Origin of the sequence: Exiguobacterium sp. s138 (assembly GCF_018618775.1) — a bacterium.
Lineage (GTDB): Bacteria > Bacillota > Bacilli > Exiguobacteriales > Exiguobacteriaceae > Exiguobacterium_A > Exiguobacterium_A artemiae.
Map to the genome: position 1 here is coordinate 67,664 of NZ_JACSMW010000001.1, position 20,067 is coordinate 87,730.

Here is a 20,067-nt window from a genome sequence, read left to right on the forward strand (position 1 = left end):
CAGCACTCATTTCATATGAGAGGACAAAAGCGGCATAAAGCTCCCCGATATTATTTAAAGGAGGTGAAGGTCGGCCCACCTGATGTTACAACCACAGGTGTCCGCTGATCTGACACAATGAATTACATGCATTTAGGTCGTGCCGGTACAGGCAAGACCACAACATTAATTGAACAGGTAATTGACCAGTTAGCTGAGCAACCGCTTGGTCCATCCATCTATTTCATCGTACCGGATCAGATGTCCTTTGAGATGGAACGGCGTATTGCGACGGATCCCCGGCTGTCCGGTCTTGTCCGGATGGAAGTCATGAGTTTACGCCGGTTTGCCTTCCACATGATCCGGGATTACGGAAACCAGGTGATTCCGTTTTTAGATGAAACGGGGACACAACTACTATTACGCCAAGTTGTTGAAGAGGCGGAAGAAGAGTTGAAAATCTTTAAACGGACGAAAAATATGCCCGGCTTTTACAAAGGATTAGACGAATTGATTGCCTCGTTTAAACGTTCTTTAGTAAATCCGGATATGCTACGTCAAATCAGTGGAGCGTCACCGGAACGCTCACCGAAATTAAATGATTTAGCCCTGATTTATGAACGTTTTACTGAACGAATCTCAGATAAGGCCCTTCATGCTGACGATTATTTTACGACCTTGATCGAGCTGTTACCAAAAGCTGATTTAAGCGATGTTTCTGTATTCGTGGACGGTTTTTATGAATTTTCGTTACAGGAACAGCAAGTTTTGCTCCGATTGATGGAATTGACGAAAGATATGCACCTGAGTTTTACACTCGATGTCGAAGACGTTTATACGAAACAGTCTGAGTTTGGAGTTTCACAACGCTGTTACATGCAGTTGATTGAACAGATGAAAGAGCGGCAGATTGCGCATGAAGACATTTATTATGGACAGACCGTTAAATTTCAGAGCACAGGCTTGCGGATGCTCGAACAAGCACTTCTGTCGCCCGGCTACCCGCCAACGGATGAAGAGGTGACGGGAGTGACGGTTTCTGCTGCCGTCAATCGTCAAGTCGAGACGGAAGCCGCCGTCAGAAAAGCCATTCAACTCGTGCGTCATGACGGATATCGTTTCAAGGATATCGCTTTTCTTGTCCGTCACCTGGAGCCATACGCCGATCACTTGGAACGCGCTTTTCAACTGTATGATATTCCGTACTTTTTGGATCAACGGGAATCGATGGTGCATCACCCGATCGTCGAATTAGTCCATGCCGTCCTCGAAATCGTGATGACGGGTTACCGGGAAGAATCTGTTTTTCGTCTGCTGAAAACAGAACTGATTCCACTTCCGGCAGAAGATCCGCGGTTAGCACTTGATCGCCTGGAAACGTTTGTGCTGGAGCGCGGAATCAAGGGTTCGATGTGGAAAAAACCATGGCAACTGAAGCGCCGTTTAGCCGATGAAATCAGTTTGACGGATGCTGAATTACAAGAGGAACTCGAGCTGAACGAATGGCGTCAATTTCTGGTCGAGGCGATCGAACCGCTTGAAAAGCGATTCAAGGCCTCTAAGACCATGAGTGAATATACACGCGCTTTGTACCGTTTCCTGGAAGAACATCATATGACCGACCGGTTGACGGTGTGGAAGCAACAAGCGCTTGAAGTCAACGAACTCAGTCAGGCACGTGAACATGATCAAGTGTATGAAGCGGTACTGCATCTCTTTGAACAGCTGGAAGCTGCGGCACCTGAAGCTACGTTGACAACGGAACTGTTTGTCCAAATGGTCGAGACCGGGCTTGAAAGTCTCCGCTTCTCACTAGTTCCCCCTTCGCTCGATCAAGTGATTGCAACGGATTACGTCCGGGGGCGTTTACAACAGGTCAAAGTGGTCTTTTTACTCGGTGCCAATGACGGATTGATTCCACTTGTGGAAGACCAGTCTAAACTATTGTCAGAAGGCGATCATGACTTCCTGCATGATCAGGGCATTCCGGTAGGCAAAGCATCCTTGGATGTATTTGACGACGAATTGTATTACCTCTATCAAGGGGTGACGGCACCAAGTGAATCTTTGCATATCAGTTATGCACTTGTGGATGAGGACGGAAAGGCGCTTCAGCCGGCATCAATCGTTAAGCAGATCAAACATCAACTGCTGCAGGATCGTCCGGTAAAAACATACTTTGCAGAAGCAGGGGATCATGCGCCGGATGATCAGCTTCAGTTCGTGACGAGTCCGGAACGGGCGGCAGCGGCAGCGGCAATCGAGTTGAGACGGCTGCAACGTCGTTATCCGATTCAACCGTCCTGGTTTGATGTGTATAATCGGTTGCTAGAAAACGGACGGGGCCGCGAACGGATGGCCCTGTTCTCCAATGCCTTGTTTTATCAAAACCAGGCAGAACCGTTGCCAGAGGATCTGGCACGCAATCTGTACGGTGACACGATTAAAGCCAGCGTCTCCCGCTTTGAGACCTACAATGCCTGTTCCTATAAACATTTTGCCCGGTATGGACTACGGTTAAAAGAACGGAAATTATATAAATTCGAAGCACCGGACATCGGCAACCTGTTCCACGGAGCCCTCAATGATTTATCGATGAACATCAAAGCCTCGGGGAAACGTTGGCGTGAACTGGATGACCAATCGTGCAGCAATCTCGCGAAAGAAGCTGTCGAGAAAGTGACGCCGGAAATTCAAAATGCGATTTTGATGAGTTCGAACCGTTTTGGTTACATCAAGAAAAAATTAACGGATGTCGTCGAGCAGACAGCCAAAATGCTTGTTAAACAGGCGGAACGTTCCGAGTTCGAACCTGATTTGTTTGAAATCAGTTTTGGGAACGCCATGTTCCCGCCGCTTCGATTTACCTTACCGGACGGCACCGAAATTGAATTTACAGGCCGGATTGACCGTGTCGATCAGGCGACGATCGGCGATCAATTATACGTCCGGGTCGTCGATTATAAATCGAGCGCCAAAGAGCTGGATTTTGCCGAAATCTATTATGGGTTGGCAATTCAAATGTTGTTATATCTAAAAACGGTCGTTGAACAGTCGGAAGTGCTATTTAATCAGCAGGCTAAACCGGCTGGGGCCTTGTACTTCCACGTCAAAAATCCGATGATGCGCGGAGATTTGTCGGCGGACGAAATCGAACGGAACCAATTATTGCTCGAGTCGTACCAAATGCAAGGGGTTATCGTTGAAAATGATGAAGTATTACGGGCGATGGATCAGATTGCGTACGATGAACGTAAAAAATCGCCGCTCGTCAAAGTAACATTCACCAAAACCGGTCTTCATAAGTCACATACGAAAGGTGTCGTCAAAGAGGAAGAATTGACGGCATTAATGGATCATGCCTGGGATGAGTTGAAGACGAGCAGTCAATCAATGTATGCAGGAGACATTGCGATTGATCCGTTTGATTACCAGGAGCGGACGCCTTGTACATTCTGCGAGTATCGTTCCGTCTGCCAGTTTGATCAATCTCTCGGAAACGACTACCGGCAATTAAATCCGTTGTCGGAAAAAGAAGTCTTGGAACGGTTGAAGGAGGAGACGGAATGAGTGTGCAGTGGACGGATGAACAGCAACGGGCAATCGATGCGAGAGGCGGGCATATTTTAGTATCCGCCGCCGCCGGTTCCGGAAAAACAGCAGTATTAGTGGAACGGTTGACGCAACGTGTCATCAATCAGGAGGATCCATTGACAGCGGACCGAATTCTGGTCGCGACGTTTACGAACGCGGCAGCAAAAGAGATGAAGACGCGTGTCATCGAAGCCATCGAAGCGAAAATCAAAGTGTCCCCGGATGATCTTTATTTAAAGAAACAACGGCAAATGATGAATCGTGCTCAAATTACGACCATTCATTCTTTTTGTTTATCGATTTTACGAGAAAACTATTACCGGATTGGTCTTGATCCGGCGTTTCGAATTGCCGAGGAAGCAGAGTTGTTGTTGCAGGATGACGTGTTGGAGGAAGTGTTTGAGAGCTTCTATGCTTCGGCAGATCCGGCATTTTATGAACTGATCGATAGCTATACGTCGGATCGGGACGATCAGGCGATGTTGACACTTATTTCGAATTTATACCGTTTTTCTCGATCACTTCCGGATCCGGATGCATTTTATGACCATTTGATTGCTCAATACGATCAACCGATTGACCCGGATGAATCCAGTCTGTTGACACGATTATTTGAACTGGAATGGGAACGGGTCGGCCCGGTCATTAATCGGTATATGGAATTATCGTATCGCCTGCGGCAGTCCGGATACGACGAGATGGCAGATCTGTTAGTGCAGGATGTCACCCCGGTCCGGCGGATTAATCCGGAACAGGATCGTTGGACCACCGTTGCGCTGGCTTTTCAAGCTGTCGAGTTCGGCCGTTGGAAAGGAATCCGTGGAGACGAGGAAATGAAAAAATTCCAGACAGAGCGGACGCGTCTTGTCAGTGACCTCAAAAAAATGCGGGATCTGTTTGTTGAGAAAGACGGGGTCGATTATCTGGAAGATTTACGTTCGCAATTGGGACATGTCGAGATGATTGTTACGCTTGTCCGCAGTTTCTCGGCAGCTTATCTCGAAGCGAAGCAACAGCGGGGAATCGTAGATTTTTCTGATCTTGAACATTTTGCATTAGCCATCTTGGAAGAAAACGGCGAGCCGACGGATGTCGCCCGTCTTCTTCAAGAACGTTTCATCGAAGTGTTAGTCGATGAGTATCAGGATACAAACGAAGTACAGGAACGAATCCTGCGACTTGTCTCCAAATCAGATGAAGCCACCGGGAATCTGTTTATGGTTGGCGACGTCAAACAATCGATTTATAAATTCCGTCATGCCGAACCGGGATTATTTTTGAATAAGTTTAAGCGATTCCAACAAACCGAAGTCGGGACACGCATTGATTTGACGAAAAATTTCCGGAGCCGTTTGGAAGTCTTGGATGGAACCAATCATATTTTCCGTCAAGTCATGGACGAAGCCGTCGGAGAAATTGATTATGATGAAGCGGCTTACTTGCGGTTAGGGAATCTTGGGTATGTTGATTCGACTCAAGTTGATCCCGAACTACTGTTAGTCGATCAGACCGATACAAACAAAGAGGAACTCGAAGCGCAAGTCATAGCGACACGGATCATCGAGATGGTAAACGATGAGAATCCGTATCTCGTCTTTGATGCGAAACAAAAACGATTCCGGAAGTGCGAATACCGTGATATCGTCGTCCTCGTCCGATCGAGGGGAAAACGGGTTCAGGCACTCGTCGACGTTTTTGAACAATACGAACTGCCGGTTTATGCGGATACAACGGGCGGCTATTTCCAAGCAACTGAGATTCAAATCATGATGTCGCTGCTCAAGACAATCGATAATCCGTTGCAAGACATCCCGTTCGCGAGTGTCTTGCGGTCACCGATTTTCGGTTTGACGGATCGGGATCTAGGTCGAATTCGTGCTAAATCAAAAGACGGGTCGTTTTACGAAGCCGCTATACTTGTGGCGAAAGAACAGACACCGCTCGGTTTGCGTGTCGATGAAGCGCTTAATCAACTGCACCACTGGCGGACGGAAGCACGCGGAAAGTCGCTCGCAAGTCTGATCCGTTCCTTGTTTGATCAGACTGGCTACTTCGAATACGTCGGTTGTCTGAACGGCGGACGGAGCCGACAGGCGAATTTAAATGCTTTGTATGAACGCGCCCATCAGTACGAAGCGTCCGGTTATCGGGGATTATACCGTTTCTTGCGTCTGATTCATCGTTTAGTCGAACGCGGGGAAGATTTTTCGGAAGCCCGGTCGTTAGGTGAGGACGAAGATGTCGTCCGGATCATGACGATCCATCAATCGAAAGGACTGGAGTTCCCGGTAACGATTGTCAGCCAGTTAGGCAAGCAGTTTAATAAACAAGATCAAATTCAGGCAATCCAGCTCCACAAGACGTATGGTATTGCCCTTGATGCCATTGATCCTGTCAAACGACTGCGTTCCGGTACGCTTCTCAAAGAAGTCATCCGCCGGGAAATGGACCGGGAAATGAAGGCGGAAGAGATGCGTGTTCTCTACGTCGCAATGACACGGGCGAAGGAAAAGCTGATTCTTGTCGGAGCGATTAAAGGTCTGGAAGATCAATTGATCAAATGGCAGGATCAGCCGCTCGATGAACTGTTGTTGCCGGAAATGGATCGGCGGAATGCCAAGGCATATGCGGACTGGGTGGCACCAGCCGTCCTGCGCAATTTCCTGTTGAGCGAAGAGGAACCGCGCTGGTCATTTCGGGTCATCGCGCTCGATGAGATTGCCCCGTATCAAGAACTGACGAAGATGGTCGAACAACTGGAACACGTCCGTGTTCTTGAAAAAATTGATCATGCCGGTGACGAGACGCTGAATACTCAAATTGAAGCGGCTTTTGCGTATCAGTATCCGTATCAGGTCGCAACGGACACTGCGGCGAAACAAACTGTGACAGAGTTGAAGCGGACAGAACAATTAGAACGGGCGGCCTTCGAATCGACGCATCGCCAGTCGACGTATTACCGGACTCCGCAATTTTTAGGTCCCGTATTGACCGGGGCAGAACGTGGAACGGTTCTGCATTTAGCCATGCAGCTTTACGAATCCGGTCGTCCATTTGAGGAACAGATTCTCGACTGGGAACAGGCGGAACGTATTTCGAGTCTCGAGGCACAGACAATGCGGGAAGCTATTCCTGAACTAACGACGTTCCTTGCCTCTGATACCGGACAGTTATTTGAGCAACGTCTTCTGGCAGGGGAAGTTTACCGGGAACTCCCCTTCACCTATAAGATTGATTCCGCCAGATTCCGGTCCGATTGGCACGGTCCGAGTGACCAAGCCGTCATGCAAGGGATTGTCGACTGCCTGATTCGAGACGGAGACACATATATTCTGCTGGATTATAAATCGGACCAGGTCTTTGAAACGACCGACAATCAAAATCAAGCTGAAGTGTTGCGGACACGTTATGCGACCCAGTTAAATTTATATCAAGAGGCACTGGAAGCCATCCTGCACATCCGGATCAGCCGGAAACTGATTTATGCGTTTGCTCTTCATGAAGTGATTGAAATTTACTGATGATCTTTCGTCTGAAGAATCGATTCTGTCACATATTCAGTGAGCAGAACCGATTCGTCAGACGATTTTCATTTCTAAATATGAAAGAACTGTGTAAAATGAAAAGGTATGTAAAAGAATAACCGGATACCATAGGAGGTTTTATAGATGGCACGGATTTTATTAGCGGAAGATGAAGATGTATTACGTATGCTGGTGCTCGATACGTTAGAAGACGAAGGGTATACGATTGACGAAGCGACAGATGGTGATGAAGCGTATCAGAAAATCATGAGTCAGCATTACGATCTTGTCTTACTGGATTATATGATGCCTGGAATGACCGGAATCGAAGTCATCGAAAAAGTACGACGTCATCCAGATAAACAAAATTTAAAAATCATGATGTTGACAGCAAAAAGTCAACAATCTGACCGGGAACGGGCGGAAGAAATCGGAGCCAATTATTTCTTCTCGAAACCATTCAGTCCACTCGAATTGATTGATGTCGTAGGAGGAATATTGAGTGATCATCCAGTGGATTAATCGAAAAATCGGACGCCAGTTAATGGCTTCCTTTTATATCGTGTTAACGACACTTATGATTTCTTCGCTGATTGTCTATACTTATACGGATACAAAATTGCAGGAAACCCGATTGAAACTGGAAGACATCAGAGAGCGCAGCGCCCGTGCGGGTGCACTATGGGAAGAATGGCAGGATTTGCAGTTCAACATGCGGGGTTATGCGCTGATTGGTGATCAGGATATTTACCAGAAGATGATCAACCAACGCAAAACGATCGATGAGCAGACACGTTGGTTTGAAGAAAATGCGATTTATCAGCAAGGAAAAGATTATGCGCGTTCTTCACGTGAACTCTATGCTTATTACTTCGAAGCGATTTTGCCGTTGATTCAATCGTATGTGGAAGCGAAGTCATCCGGAACAGTCACGGAATCCTTTTTGGAAGGGAAGACATTAACATCGTTGCCGCTCGGTAAAGAATTGCTGGCAAATGGACAAATCAAATTAGACGCTTCCGGAAACATTGATGTGTTATCGGAAATCAACAAAAGCGAGTTGGCGCTTGGCGGGTATCGCGACTTCCTCGAAGACTGGTCGGAAAAAACGAGCCGTCAGTTGGAACAGGAAATTCAGACGACCCAACTAATTTGGCTGTCGAACATCATCGTATTAGTCGGGGTCTTGATTTTCTTCGTCTATCCGTTCATCCGGAAAATTACGGCAGAACTGTTGTCACTCGTTAAAAACAGCCAGCGTCTAGCCGGCGGCGAAGATATCAAACATGTCAAAGTATCCGGACGGAAAGATGAAATCGGAATTCTAGCTTTGTCATTTAATCAAATGGCAAGTTCCATCTCAGATAATAAACAGCATCTCTTGGCTAAAAATGAAGAACTGCAGGCGCAACAGGAAGAATTGCAGGCACAGCAGGAAGAACTGCAGGCGCAACAACAGGAACTTGAGGAAGCGCTTGAGTTAACGATGCGGAATGAACAACATCTGCAATATCGCAATGATTTGACGGAAACGTTGGCAGCTCGGGAAGCCTTGACAGCATATCCGGAAATTATTGAAAAGCTGATTGCCATTACGGATTCCGAAATCGGAGCCCTTGTGTTTGTCGATGAAGGATCTGCGTATTCGATCGTAACGCACGGGATGACGGAAGAACTGTCAGAACGATTGCTCGGAAGTGATCTGTCTTTGTTGAAACGTGCGGAGTCATTAAAAAAAGCCGTTCATTCCTCGAAGCAAGTCGCGAGCGATCATCCGTTGCCGTATCCGTACTATATGTATGAGACGGCAGTTCCGATTTTTGATCCGGCATCGGAAGAAGCCATTGCATTCATTTATCTTGTCCGTTACCGGGATCAGTTTACGAATGAACAGATGCGCGATATCATGTCGTTTTCACGCCAGTTGTCTCTTTCCTTGTTGCGAATGCGATTATTTGATGAGATGAACCGTGAAAAAACAAAAACCGAACGCATTTTGGATTCAATCCGCGAAGCGGTCATCTATATTGAACCGGGAAAAGACGAAGTGTTCGTCAATCGTCCGCTGTACGATTTATTTCCGGAGCTTCAATATGGCGCGGCCAAAAACGAAACGCTGCAAGGATGCCTTAATACGATTCGTGCGGTTGTCGATGAACCTGAAATCTTTGCCCGGTACATGGAAGGTATTTTACGAGGGGAAGTTCCGAAGGACAGTCTGCAATTTTCGATCCATCAGCAAGTCGTATTCATTCAATTTTATGTGGAAACGATTGAAGTGGAAGGGATCCGGAAAGGGACGATGCTTGTCTTGCGTGATGTGACGAAGGAAACCGAGATGGACCGTCTGAAATCGGAATTGGTTTCGACCGTTTCGCATGAACTGCGGACACCGTTATCCTCGATCTACGGTTTTACGGAACTGATGTTGAATCGGAAGATGGATCTTTCGAAACAAGATAAGTATTTAAAAACCATTCACTCGGAAACGGAACGTTTATCGAATCTCGTCAATGATTTTTTGGATGTCCAACGGATGGAAGCGAGAATTCAATCCTATCAAAAAGGACTACTGAATCTACAACCGCTTTTAGAAGAAACGACGCAATTCTACGCGGCATCGACAACGAATCATACGATCACGTTCCGTTCCCTGACCGATGCTTGTCCTCTGATTGAAGCGGATGAGGAAAAAATGAAGCAACTGATGAATAATCTGTTGAACAATGCTGTCAAGTACTCTCCGTTCGGGGGGAACATCGAAGTCGTGTTGGAAGCGGACCATCATCATGTCCAGTTTGCAGTACGGGATGAAGGAATCGGGATTCCGAAGTCTGCCTTGGCGAAGCTATTCGATAAATTTTACCGGGTCGATAATTCGGACAGCCGGAAAATTGGCGGAACCGGTCTTGGTCTTGCTATCTGTAAAGAAATCGTCGAAGGACATGATGGAGAGATTACAGTCGAGTCGGTCGAAAAGCAGGGAAGCACGTTTACTGTCAAGCTGCCGCAGAGTGTCCAGGAATACATGGTGGTTCCTGACGGACTTGATATGTCGGAAAAATAATACTATGTCTGAAGTGAAAAATCAGATACGATGAATGAAGAATGAACAAAGGGGGAAATCAAATGCCGATTACTGCATTTGTACACACACACGTTTTATTATGGATTTTACTGCTTGTTACATTTTTTGTTGCGTTCTCGATGTATAAGAACGGAAAAAGTGCTGCGAAAGGCGTTCACATGGCATTCCGTCTCTTATTGCTCTTGACGTTTGGGACGGGTCTTTATCTCTACATCACGATCATGGGACAGTCTGCTAATCCGGATGGCTTGTACCATGCGAAAATCACAGCCGGTCTGCTTGTCCTGATTTTTGGAGAACTGACACTTGTTCGTCTTAAAAAAGGGAAATCCTATTCCGGTTTCCTGCTTGGATTTGCGGTACTCGTCCTCGTAACGATTTTCCTTGGATATTCGTTACCGTACGGTATGCAATTCTTTTAATCCGACCCAGGTCAATCATCAATCAGACAATCCGTTTGGTCGGATTACACACACGTTACTCGTCATAAAGAGGAACGTGTGTTTTTTTGTGTTTACAAACTGTTGTTATTTGGGAAAAGGGATATATTACGCAGTCGAGAGGGGAACGCTTGTGGCACAGTTGAAAGAATGGACGAAAGTTTTCCGGGCAAGAAAGTGGATGAAACGAGCTGAACCTGTTTTACCTTTATGGCATGGTTACATCGGGTATAAATACGGTCTCTTTGATGTATTAGGATCAGGGGCGACGCAAGCTGAGGCTCAGGTTCGTCTCAAGCAACCATTGACGACAGAAGCCTTATCCCGTTGGTTTGAAGTCGGATTGGCGGTAGGACATCTGAAAAAGAAAGACTTACGATATACAGCGACCCGTCACGTATTGCCGGAATTATCTAAAACAGATGAAAGAAGTATCGGTTTTATGTTATCCGAATTGATGGAACTGCATCTGCCTGCGTTGTTCTCTTATCCACAATTTTTGGAACATGGCCAGCAGAAAAAGTTCGATGGGGAAGAACACGGCGATATTGTGGCAGAAACATCCGCATTAGTGGAGACCGTTGCGTTTCCTGCCGTCCGTCATATCATCCGCAGTCAAAACGTGACATCATTGCTAGACATCGGCTGTGCTTACGGCGGTTACTTACGTAAAATTCATGAAGCTTTGCCTGAACTGCGACTGGCAGGAATTGATATTGAGGAATCGGTCATCGCGGAAGCGAAACGGCGGGACACGACCGGTGAAATTGATTTTACCGTCGGCGATATCAAAACATATGACGTCAAAGAAACATATGACGGCGTCATGATGAACAATATTTTATATTATTTCCCGAAGGAAGAACGTCTTCGTCTTCTCGAGGGGGTCCGGCGTTTCGTTAAGGATGACGGGACGGTCATTTTAGTCACGCCATTACGTGGCAGTGAACACGGTGCGCCATTCTCTGCCGCATTCAATGCGTTCATGACGTTACATGAAAATCTTTATCCGTTGCCGGGTAAAGAAGAACTAACAGAACAACTTCATGCTGCAGGTTTTAAAAATGTGTCGATTTCACCATTTTTAAAAGAAGGAGCCTGGTATATTGTGACTGCAAACGCCACTTCCTAAGGGAAGCTTGGCGTTTTTACAGTTTTAGGGCAGTTCAAATTTGTGGGGAGTAGTATGTGATTAGTATAATAGTTAAAACGAGTAGAGAAAAAGGGAGAGATTCGTGTGAAGCAGCGTGTAGCCGTTATTGGAGCAGGACCTGGAGGGCTCGCTTGTGCGATGTTGCTTGCAGGCAGAGGAATAGATGTTACCGTATATGAAAAACAACCGATTGTCGGGGGGCGAACTTCTCGCGTGCAGGTCGGGGATTACCAGTTTGACCGGGGTCCTACCTTTTTAAATATGCCGCATATCCTAGAAAACTTATTTACGAGTATCGGTTTGGATATGAAGGATTATTTGGACTTAAAAGCACTTGATCCCATGTACACACTGTATTTCAACGGCGGGAAAGATCATTTTACGATGACAACGGATCGTGATCGGATGAAACAGACGATTGAGCAACATTTCCCAGGAAACGGGGAAGGATATGATCGTTTCATGGCAGAACAAGCCTTGAAGCTGGCAAAACTGATGCCGATTTTGCAGACGAAACACGATAAATTAACGGACTATCTGTCTCCACGCGTCATCACGGCGCTCCCGCGTCTATCTCTCGGGCGTTCGTTATACGATGTCCTGTCCGATTATTTTACGAGTGAAGAATTAAAGTACGCTTTTACTTTCCAAGCGAAGTATTTAGGGATGTCAGCATGGGAATGTCCGGGCGGTTTTTCTATCCTGTCCTATATGGAACATGCATATGGTGTCCATCATCCGATCGGCGGAATGAATCAAATTCCGGAAGCGATGAAACGGGCAGTGGAAGAGCTCGGGGGGACGGTCCATCTCAATATAGGAATCAGTCAATTGATTTTAGATGGAACAACTGCGACCGGCGTCATTCTCGAGTCTGGTGAACATGTTTTATACGATGATGTTGTCGTCGGAGCAGATTTTGCCCATGCGATGAATCATCTTGTTCCCGAAGGTGTCCTGAAAAAATGGTCGCGTCCGAAAATTGACCGGAAGAAGTTTTCTTGTTCGACCTTTATGCTGTACTTAGGTGTCAATAAATCATTTGATGCTCCGCACCATACGATTTATTTTGCCGATGATTATGAAAAAAATGTCCGTGAGATGACCCAGACATTGGAATTATCCGATGATTTTTCATTCTATGTCCAAAATCCATCAATCATCGACAGTACATTGGCACCTGAAGGGAAATCATCGTTGTACGTGTTAGTACCGGTTCCGAATAATTACTCTGAACTCGACTGGGCGATTGAAGGACCGAAATTACGCCGTCGTGTCCTCGATGCCTTGGAACATCGTTCGCCTTATACAGGTGTCGAAGCAGCGATTGAAGTGGAAGAGACGTTCACACCGGATGATTGGGAAGCGATGGGAGTACACCAGGGAGCAACTTTTAATTTGGGACATCAGTTAACACAAATGATGTATTTTAGACCGCATAACCGGTTTGAAGAATTGGAGCATGTCTATCTGGTTGGAGGCGGAACGCATCCTGGAAGCGGCCTTCCGACCATCTTTGAATCAGCTCGGATCACGGCGGACTTATTGACAAGTGAAGTGGGTGTCGGAAAATGAAAATTGGATTTGTCGGAGCAGGTGTCGGAACACTCCACGCCGCTTTATTACTAACGAAACGATATCCGGAAGTCGAAATCACGATTTTTGAAAAAGAGTCACGTGCAGGCGGTCGACTCGCCTCCGTTGATTTCGAGACAGGCGGAAGAATTGATCAGGGGCCGACGATTGTCTTGATGCCCGGAAAACTGCAGGAACAATTAAGAGAAGCGGGGCTTGAAGGTGTTGAGTTGGAACGGATTGATCCTTTATACGACCTTCATTTCGACGACGGAACGATTGTGACAAAACAGGCGGATGTAGTTGATCAAACGATTGCGATTGAACGTCAATTCGGAGAAGGTCGCGGGTTCCAAGAATTTATGCAACAAAAAGCAAAGGATTATGACGTCAGCGTATCGAAATTTTTAGAGCGGACATATTCACGTAAACGGGATTTGTTGCACCCGGATATGTTAGCGCCCTTAGTGAAGATGCATGCGATGGAAACGGCACATGATCACTTAAAACGTTTCTTTAAAAGTAAACACCTGCGAATGGCTTACAGTTTTCCGACCTTTTACATCGGGGGTAACCCTTACACGACGCCTTCCATCTATGGATTGATTCCTTACCGGGAACAGGAAGAGGGTGTCTGGTACGTTAAAGGCGGATACTTCTCTTTAGCCGAGCGGATGTATGAAGCGTTAGTTGAGCGGGGCGTTACGTTTAAGTTCAATCAACCGGTCGACCGCGTCTTGATCCAGCAAGGTCAGACGAAGGGACTTGTCGCTGCAGGACAGGAGTACGTATATGATACGGTTGTCCTGAACGGAGAGTTTCCATTGATGGAATATTTGGTTGAAGGCAAGCAACCGAAAAAGTATGTGCCGTCCGGCGGAACATTACTGCTGTACTTTAAGATTGACGGAAAAGTTGATTTACCTGTCCATCGTTTTTTAATGCCAAGTGATTTAAAACCGTTGATGACGTCCATCTTCAAGAAAAATGAGTTGCCGGAAAATCCTGCCGTCTATTTATTTAATCCGAGTAAGATTGATGACGCATTGACGGCATCCGGTACTAGTGTCGTCTATGCGTTGGTTCCGTCACCACGTGGATTTGATCAGGCTAACTATGAAGCGCACGGATTTATTGATCAGATTTTAGACAAAATTGAGCAACATCTTCCTGGATTCCAAAGTCAAGTTACCGAAATGAAAATACGTACACCTCAAGATGCTCAAGATTTTGGATTGTATGAAGGCGGAAGTTTTGGCATCGCACCGACGATTCGCCAATCGGCTGCTTTAAAAACACAAGCTAAACCTTATGCTGATATTGAACGGTTGTATGCAGTAGGCGCATCTGTCCATCCGTGTGGAGGCGTTCCGATCGTTATGATGGGAGCGACATTACTTGTCAATCGAATGGAACAAGAGATGAGGTGGAAAAATGGATACAGTGACGAACGCATATCTAGTATGTGAACAAACGATTCAAGGTGGATCAAAAACCTTTTATAAAGCCTTCTCTTTACTGCCGAAGCAAGATCGGATGGCAGTCTACGCCATCTATACGTTTTGTCGTCATCTCGATGATACGGTGGATGAATCAGCGACACCAAAAGAAAGCTTAGCGGAATTCCTGGAAGAGTTTCGTTTATTCCGGTCGGGTAACTCGATCAATAAACCCTTATGGATTGCACTCGCAGATGTCTTTAAACGGTATGAGATGGATGAGACGCCGTTTTTAGAACTGGCAGAAGGTATGCGGTGGGACATCGAAAAAAATCGGTACCACTCGCTGGAAGAGACGGAGAAATATAGTTATTATGTCGCGAGTACGGTTGGCTTGATGCTGTTGCCGATTCTTGCACCGAAACAAAATGATTTACGGGAGTCCGCCATTCAACTCGGAATCGCGATGCAATTAACCAACATTCTTCGGGATGTCGGAGAAGATGCAAAGCGGGGACGTATCTATTTACCGAAAGATTGGATGGACCAGTATGGTGTGACAACGGAATCGTTGTTGGCGGGAACTCCTTCCGGCGACTTTGCCGGATTGTGGGAAGCATTGGCATTAAGAGCCGAGCATTTATACGATGCAGCAACGCCTTCGTTTGACCGCTATCCGAAAGAAAGCCGTCGTGCACTGAAAGTGGCGGCTTTACTGTACCGGGGAATCCTCGACGCAGCACGTGACAATCAATACGATGTGTTCACGAAACGTGCTTATGTCAGCCGATGGCAAAAGATGAAGTTGCTCGCTACGATTTGACGAAAAACTCCATAAAAAAAAGACCTCGGCGGGGACCAAGGTCTTTTTTTTATGGAGTTTAGACCGGGGAGTCTAAACTAAAATCTGTTTGTACAAAATCAGATACAGAGTTCCAACAAGACAGGTCGCGATCCACGGGGATGGATCTGATGATGATTGAGCTGTCCGTAAACGAATCGGGATGAGACGATCTAAGGGGGAACGTCGTAAGTCATGCCGAACCGTTTACAGTGGTGTATCGATTGAACAAGTGGGTCTTGAACAAATGATTCAGACGAAACAGATATGTTAAGTTCCTAAACGCGTTTGACTCGGGGAAGTCACCATGCGCTTGATTGAGGATGTGGGGTCAATCACTACCTCTTGAACTCGAAGTAATCGTATCAAATCTAAGTTGTCCGTACAAGTAATTGATATGCAATTCACATAACGTTCACAGGGTGGCAGCGACTGCAGACACGATTCGTTCGCTTGCCAGTTTTCCTGAAAGCGTCACCATTGGACTACCGCCACCGGGATGCGTCGATCCGCCGGCAAAAAACAAATTGTGAACATTCTTTGAACGGTTACTTGGACGCATGAAAGCTCCCCGTGTACCATTCGAAGAAAGACCATACAGCGAACCATGATACGCTGAAAATTTCTGTTCAATATCCTGTGGTGTAATCCGTTGTTCGAATAAAACGTCAGACGTAATATCGATTCCGAACTGTTGAAGGCGTTGATCGATGATTTTATCGTACGTGTCAAAATCAACGGCAGATCCTTTGTGGGTAGCCGGAGCATTGACAAGGACAAACAGGTTGTCACCGGCTTCTCCCATTTCCGGTGCCGTGACCGAGGAATTCGAGATGTAGATGGTCGGCTCTTCTGCATAGCGATGTTGATTAAATAACGCTTCGAATTCGGCTTCATAGTCGGAAGAGAAAAAGACGTTATGATGGGCAAGTCCGGCAATACGGCGTCCGAGTCCGATGCACCGGACATAAGCAGAAATCGACGGCTCCATTTGCGCAGGAGTCGGATTTTTGAAGTCAGGCCGGACCGTTTCTGAAATCAACCGTGGATATTGGGTAAGCAGGTCACCATTTAACACGATGAAATCAACAGACAGGTAATCGACATGATTGAGTTCGATCTCCGTTGCCAACTGATTGGTCACTTCAATCTGTGTCACTTCGTCACCTAGCCGAAACGTCACACCGAGTTCACGGGCGCGACGGGCAAATCCTTCGGCAATGGCGGTATTTCCGCCACGTGTGAAATAAACACCGTCATTCAGCTCGAGATGGGCAATTAAACCGAATGTTGCCGGCGCTTGAAACGGGCTGCTTCCGATGTAAGTCGCATACCGATCGAGTGCTTGGATCAGCTGGGGATCTTTAAAATATTTTTTGTGTAGCCCGTGAAGTGTCTTAAAGGGATGGATCTTCGTCATGTCACGCAATAAGGAAAAATTAAAATAAGAGTCGATATTGATGAAAAATTGTTGTTTGGCGATATTGTACAGTTCCCGGACTTCATCTTGATAACCCGTAATATCATTTTTGGCAAGTTGTCCCTTCGTGAAACGGTCAACTTCAGTCCGCATCGCTTCACGGCCGCTGGCAAATGTCAATGAACGACCGTCCGGAAAATGATTGACCGTATGACGCGTCAATTTTTCAAAAGTAAAATAGTCATCAGGATCTGCTCCCGATTCCAAAATGACGGATTGAAAGATTTCAGGCATTGTGATCGTATTGGGACCGAAATCAAAACGGTGTCCCTCTGATGTGATAGGCATCATCTTTCCACCAATGTGTTCATTACGTTCAATGACGGTGACTTTAAATCCTTTTGAAGCAAGTGAGATGGCGGCACTCAAACCGCCGAGTCCCGCTCCGATGACTGCGATATGTTTCATAACAATGAAACCTCCTTAAGAATATGTCCGACCCTTCCAACTGATTTCCCTTTTCTTCAGTCTTCGAATCATCGCTGTCGCGAGTAATACGACATAAAGAATGGACGCAACAGGATGCCAAAACCAAGCACGAGAAATCATGGCCTTCCGATCGATGCGGTAACGGGCAATCATCATCAAAAGAAAGGCTCCGAGCGTCCAAAAGGACGGGAAAAAGAAGACAAGCGGTAAAGCGGCCGCTTGGATCAAGTAAAACAGCAGGAAATAGCTGCCGGCGATATAGGAATCATTCATACCGCGAAAGACGTTTTTCAGGAAACCTTGCCAGACGTCACGGTTGGTCGCATACATGTCACAGCTGACATAAGGAGCCACGTCGACGAGCGTTGTCGTAAAGCCGTTTTGTTTGAACGTCCGGCAGAGTTCCAAATCGTCGACGAGCGCCATTTGAATCGCCTGATGTCCGCCGACTTGTTCATAAGCATGCCGTTCAACAAGGACGACCATCCCGTTTGCTGCTGCAAAGGCGGGATGCTTGACCTTCCGGAAAGCAATCGGAAGGTGTTGGGCGATCAAGACATGTTGCATCGGAATGAGACACTTTCCGAGAAAAGTCGGAACAGGGAACGACGGAAAGCCTGATAAGAAGACCGCCTGTTCTTTTTGAAGCGTTGCGTAGAGCCGGGGAACCGTGTCTGCTGCCAGTGTGATGTCAGCGTCTAAGAACAATAGGTATTCTTCATGAGTCGCCTGTGCCAATTGATGACAGGCATGGACTTTCCCGGCCCATCCGGATGGTAGGTCGAGACCGTCGATGATCGTGAACTGATTTTCATCACTGACCAGCCGGACTAACAGATCGCGGGTCCGGTCAGTCGAGCGGTCTTCGTATAAATAGACGTGCATATTCGGATGAAGCGCTTGTCGGAGGGAATGAATCAGTTTCTCGACATTCCGTTCTTCGTTCCGTAGCGGAATACAGATTGCAAGACTCGGCGGAAGAACAGGTTCGCTTAGTTTCGGTAAAAACGACAGATTGATGAACGTGTAGAGACAAACAAGTGCTGCAACGGCAAACAGTACGATGATCATGAACGGATCGCCCGTAACCACTGTTCCGTCTTCACAGGAAGCGGCTCCTTTCTTGTAGTCAATACACGGTACGATTCAACGCGTTCTTCAACGGCATCCGTCCGGACATCGTCGTACAGCCGGGTCATCGCATCCGTCAGATAACGCAACTGTTCCGAAGCACGCGCAGCAGGCAGTTCAATGGTCCGGGTGCGGATGTAGACGTCCGGCTGTTGTTCGTGACCAAATGAATAATAAAACGAAAACAGGGAAATCGACCGGGCTGTTTTGGCAAGATGTGTCGCCCCGCTGCTGAGTTGGAGCGGACGCTCTTCTTGATGCCGTTCCTCCCCTTGAGGGAACATCCAGACACTGCTTCCGTCTGCCAACCGCTCTTTTGCATACTGCAGACTTTGCTTGATTTCTCCAAATGAACTCCGATCGATCGAGAATCCTCCAAGACGGGTGAAAAAAGGAAACCGTTCCAGTCCATGCTGATCAATCATGACGTAAGGGTCGTGACGCAGGACTGTTTGATCCAAATGAAATAAAATCATGCCATCCCACCATGAGCCGTGCGTCGCGAGCATCAAGCCGGGTGTCGGTAAATCATCTGCCCGGTACAGGACACGGTGAAACTGCTTTCGGATTAAGCGTTCTTTTACGTAGAAATGAAAAGTGTGTTCAGCCCATTTGCTTTTGTTTGCTTTTTGCAAAACGCACACCTCCTTGTGTGAGCCAATAGGTAATACCAGCGAGAAGACTGATCAGTGTCACACCGTAAAGTCCTGCGACACCTGCTGTCAGACCGAACAGCGCATGAAGCATCAGAAAAAGATACTGGTTGTTCCGTTCAAGAGCTGTGATGGTAGACTGTTGTTCAAACCGGGCGATCAGGAGCGAGAAAAAGAGTGCCGTTCCATACCAGCCAAAAAAGTTTTGTGTCGGAATGTCATAATAGAAACCGCCGTCCTGCCAGAGCCAATAGGATTTGACGTTGGCAGCCACCGGGTCGATGGCCATATCCAGCCAGACTGCAAACAACGGGACTAAAATGACCGTGTTGAAACGAATCGGGAATCGTCGTGAGAAAGCAAGGCTGGCTCCCATGACAGACAACCAGGCAGCACCGATCGTGATCGGTACACCAAACAGCAGGACGCCAAAATCGGCCTCATAGGCATATGTACCAAACGGCCAGCCGGTATGGACACCGATCGATTCGATGATGATGGACCCGAAGAAAATGACGGGAATAATGAAACGTCCTTTCGGTACGACATCCCACAGGTAAAGCGCGGCATATAAACCCGATGCAAATAAAAAAACAGCGTTTGCCCATTCCAGCCAAGGCGGAAGTAAGGAAAAAACGACTAAAATCAGTCCGATAAAAAACCAGACGGTAAAGAATAACCAGAGTTTCTTTTGAAACCGATCCATCATGAGTACGTCCTCCATCTCTTTTTATTCTGATA

General features: G+C 46.8%; 13 protein-coding genes. 9 read left to right on the forward strand and 4 right to left on the reverse strand.

Going from position 1 to position 20,067, the window contains the following annotated elements:
* Positions 1–117 precede the first annotated feature (117 nt).
* The 9 genes from addB (at position 118) to KNP91_RS00465 (ending at position 15,615) form a co-directional block, all read left to right on the forward strand.
* A complete protein-coding gene (gene addB / locus KNP91_RS00425; RefSeq protein ID WP_214848140.1) occupies positions 118–3,549 on the forward strand; it encodes a helicase-exonuclease AddAB subunit AddB in 3,432 nt (1,143 codons plus the stop codon).
* A complete protein-coding gene (gene addA, locus KNP91_RS00430) occupies positions 3,546–7,094 on the forward strand; it encodes a helicase-exonuclease AddAB subunit AddA (protein WP_214848143.1) in 3,549 nt (1,182 codons plus the stop codon). Before addB ends, addA begins: the two co-directional genes overlap by 4 nt.
* A 147-nt stretch (positions 7,095–7,241) precedes the next feature.
* The gene (locus tag KNP91_RS00435) at positions 7,242–7,619 is read left to right on the forward strand and encodes a response regulator (RefSeq protein ID WP_012369636.1); all 378 of its coding nucleotides are present in this window, start codon (positions 7,242–7,244) and stop codon (positions 7,617–7,619) included.
* The gene (locus tag KNP91_RS00440; RefSeq protein WP_214765618.1) at positions 7,600–10,164 is read left to right on the forward strand and encodes an ATP-binding protein; all 2,565 of its coding nucleotides are present in this window, start codon (positions 7,600–7,602) and stop codon (positions 10,162–10,164) included. Before KNP91_RS00435 ends, KNP91_RS00440 begins: the two co-directional genes overlap by 20 nt.
* A 62-nt stretch (positions 10,165–10,226) precedes the next feature.
* Positions 10,227–10,607 (forward strand): DUF1516 family protein, encoded by a 381-nt coding sequence (locus KNP91_RS00445; protein WP_012369638.1) that lies wholly within the window; start codon positions 10,227–10,229, stop codon positions 10,605–10,607.
* A gap of 151 nt (positions 10,608–10,758) precedes the next feature.
* On the forward strand, positions 10,759–11,757 hold the full coding sequence (locus KNP91_RS00450; RefSeq protein WP_214848146.1) for a class I SAM-dependent methyltransferase: 999 nt from the start codon (positions 10,759–10,761) through the stop codon (positions 11,755–11,757).
* 105 nt (positions 11,758–11,862) lie between these two features.
* Positions 11,863–13,353, forward strand: coding sequence for a phytoene desaturase family protein (locus KNP91_RS00455; protein ID WP_214848149.1), 1,491 nt, complete (start codon positions 11,863–11,865; stop codon positions 13,351–13,353).
* Positions 13,350–14,822, forward strand: coding sequence for a phytoene desaturase family protein (locus KNP91_RS00460; protein WP_012369641.1), 1,473 nt, complete (start codon positions 13,350–13,352; stop codon positions 14,820–14,822). The genes KNP91_RS00455 and KNP91_RS00460 overlap by 4 nt, the downstream gene beginning before the upstream one ends.
* Positions 14,788–15,615: a phytoene/squalene synthase family protein gene (locus KNP91_RS00465; RefSeq protein ID WP_012369642.1), complete on the forward strand. Its 828-nt coding sequence runs from the start codon at positions 14,788–14,790 to the stop codon at positions 15,613–15,615. The genes KNP91_RS00460 and KNP91_RS00465 overlap by 35 nt, the downstream gene beginning before the upstream one ends.
* 433 nt (positions 15,616–16,048) lie before the next feature.
* On the opposite strand, the gene KNP91_RS00470 is transcribed toward KNP91_RS00465, so the two are convergent.
* Genes KNP91_RS00470 through KNP91_RS00485 form a run of 4 tightly spaced genes read right to left on the reverse strand, consistent with a single transcriptional unit; the run spans position 16,049 to position 20,035 of the window.
* Entirely contained in the window at positions 16,049–17,521 is a 1,473-nt protein-coding gene (locus KNP91_RS00470; RefSeq protein WP_214765612.1) for a phytoene desaturase family protein, read from the reverse strand.
* 15 nt (positions 17,522–17,536) lie between these two features.
* Positions 17,537–18,613 carry a glycosyltransferase family 2 protein gene (locus KNP91_RS00475; RefSeq protein WP_214765609.1) on the reverse strand — a complete coding sequence of 359 codons (1,077 nt, stop codon included), beginning with the start codon at positions 18,611–18,613 and terminating at the stop codon, positions 17,537–17,539.
* On the reverse strand, positions 18,610–19,308 hold the full coding sequence (locus tag KNP91_RS00480; RefSeq protein ID WP_214765606.1) for a lysophospholipid acyltransferase family protein: 699 nt from the start codon (positions 19,306–19,308) through the stop codon (positions 18,610–18,612). The genes KNP91_RS00475 and KNP91_RS00480 overlap by 4 nt, the downstream gene beginning before the upstream one ends.
* Positions 19,277–20,035, reverse strand: a complete 759-nt coding sequence (locus KNP91_RS00485; protein WP_251135827.1) for a carotenoid biosynthesis protein — start codon at positions 20,033–20,035, stop codon at positions 19,277–19,279. The genes KNP91_RS00480 and KNP91_RS00485 overlap by 32 nt, the downstream gene beginning before the upstream one ends.
* Positions 20,036–20,067 lie beyond the last annotated feature (32 nt).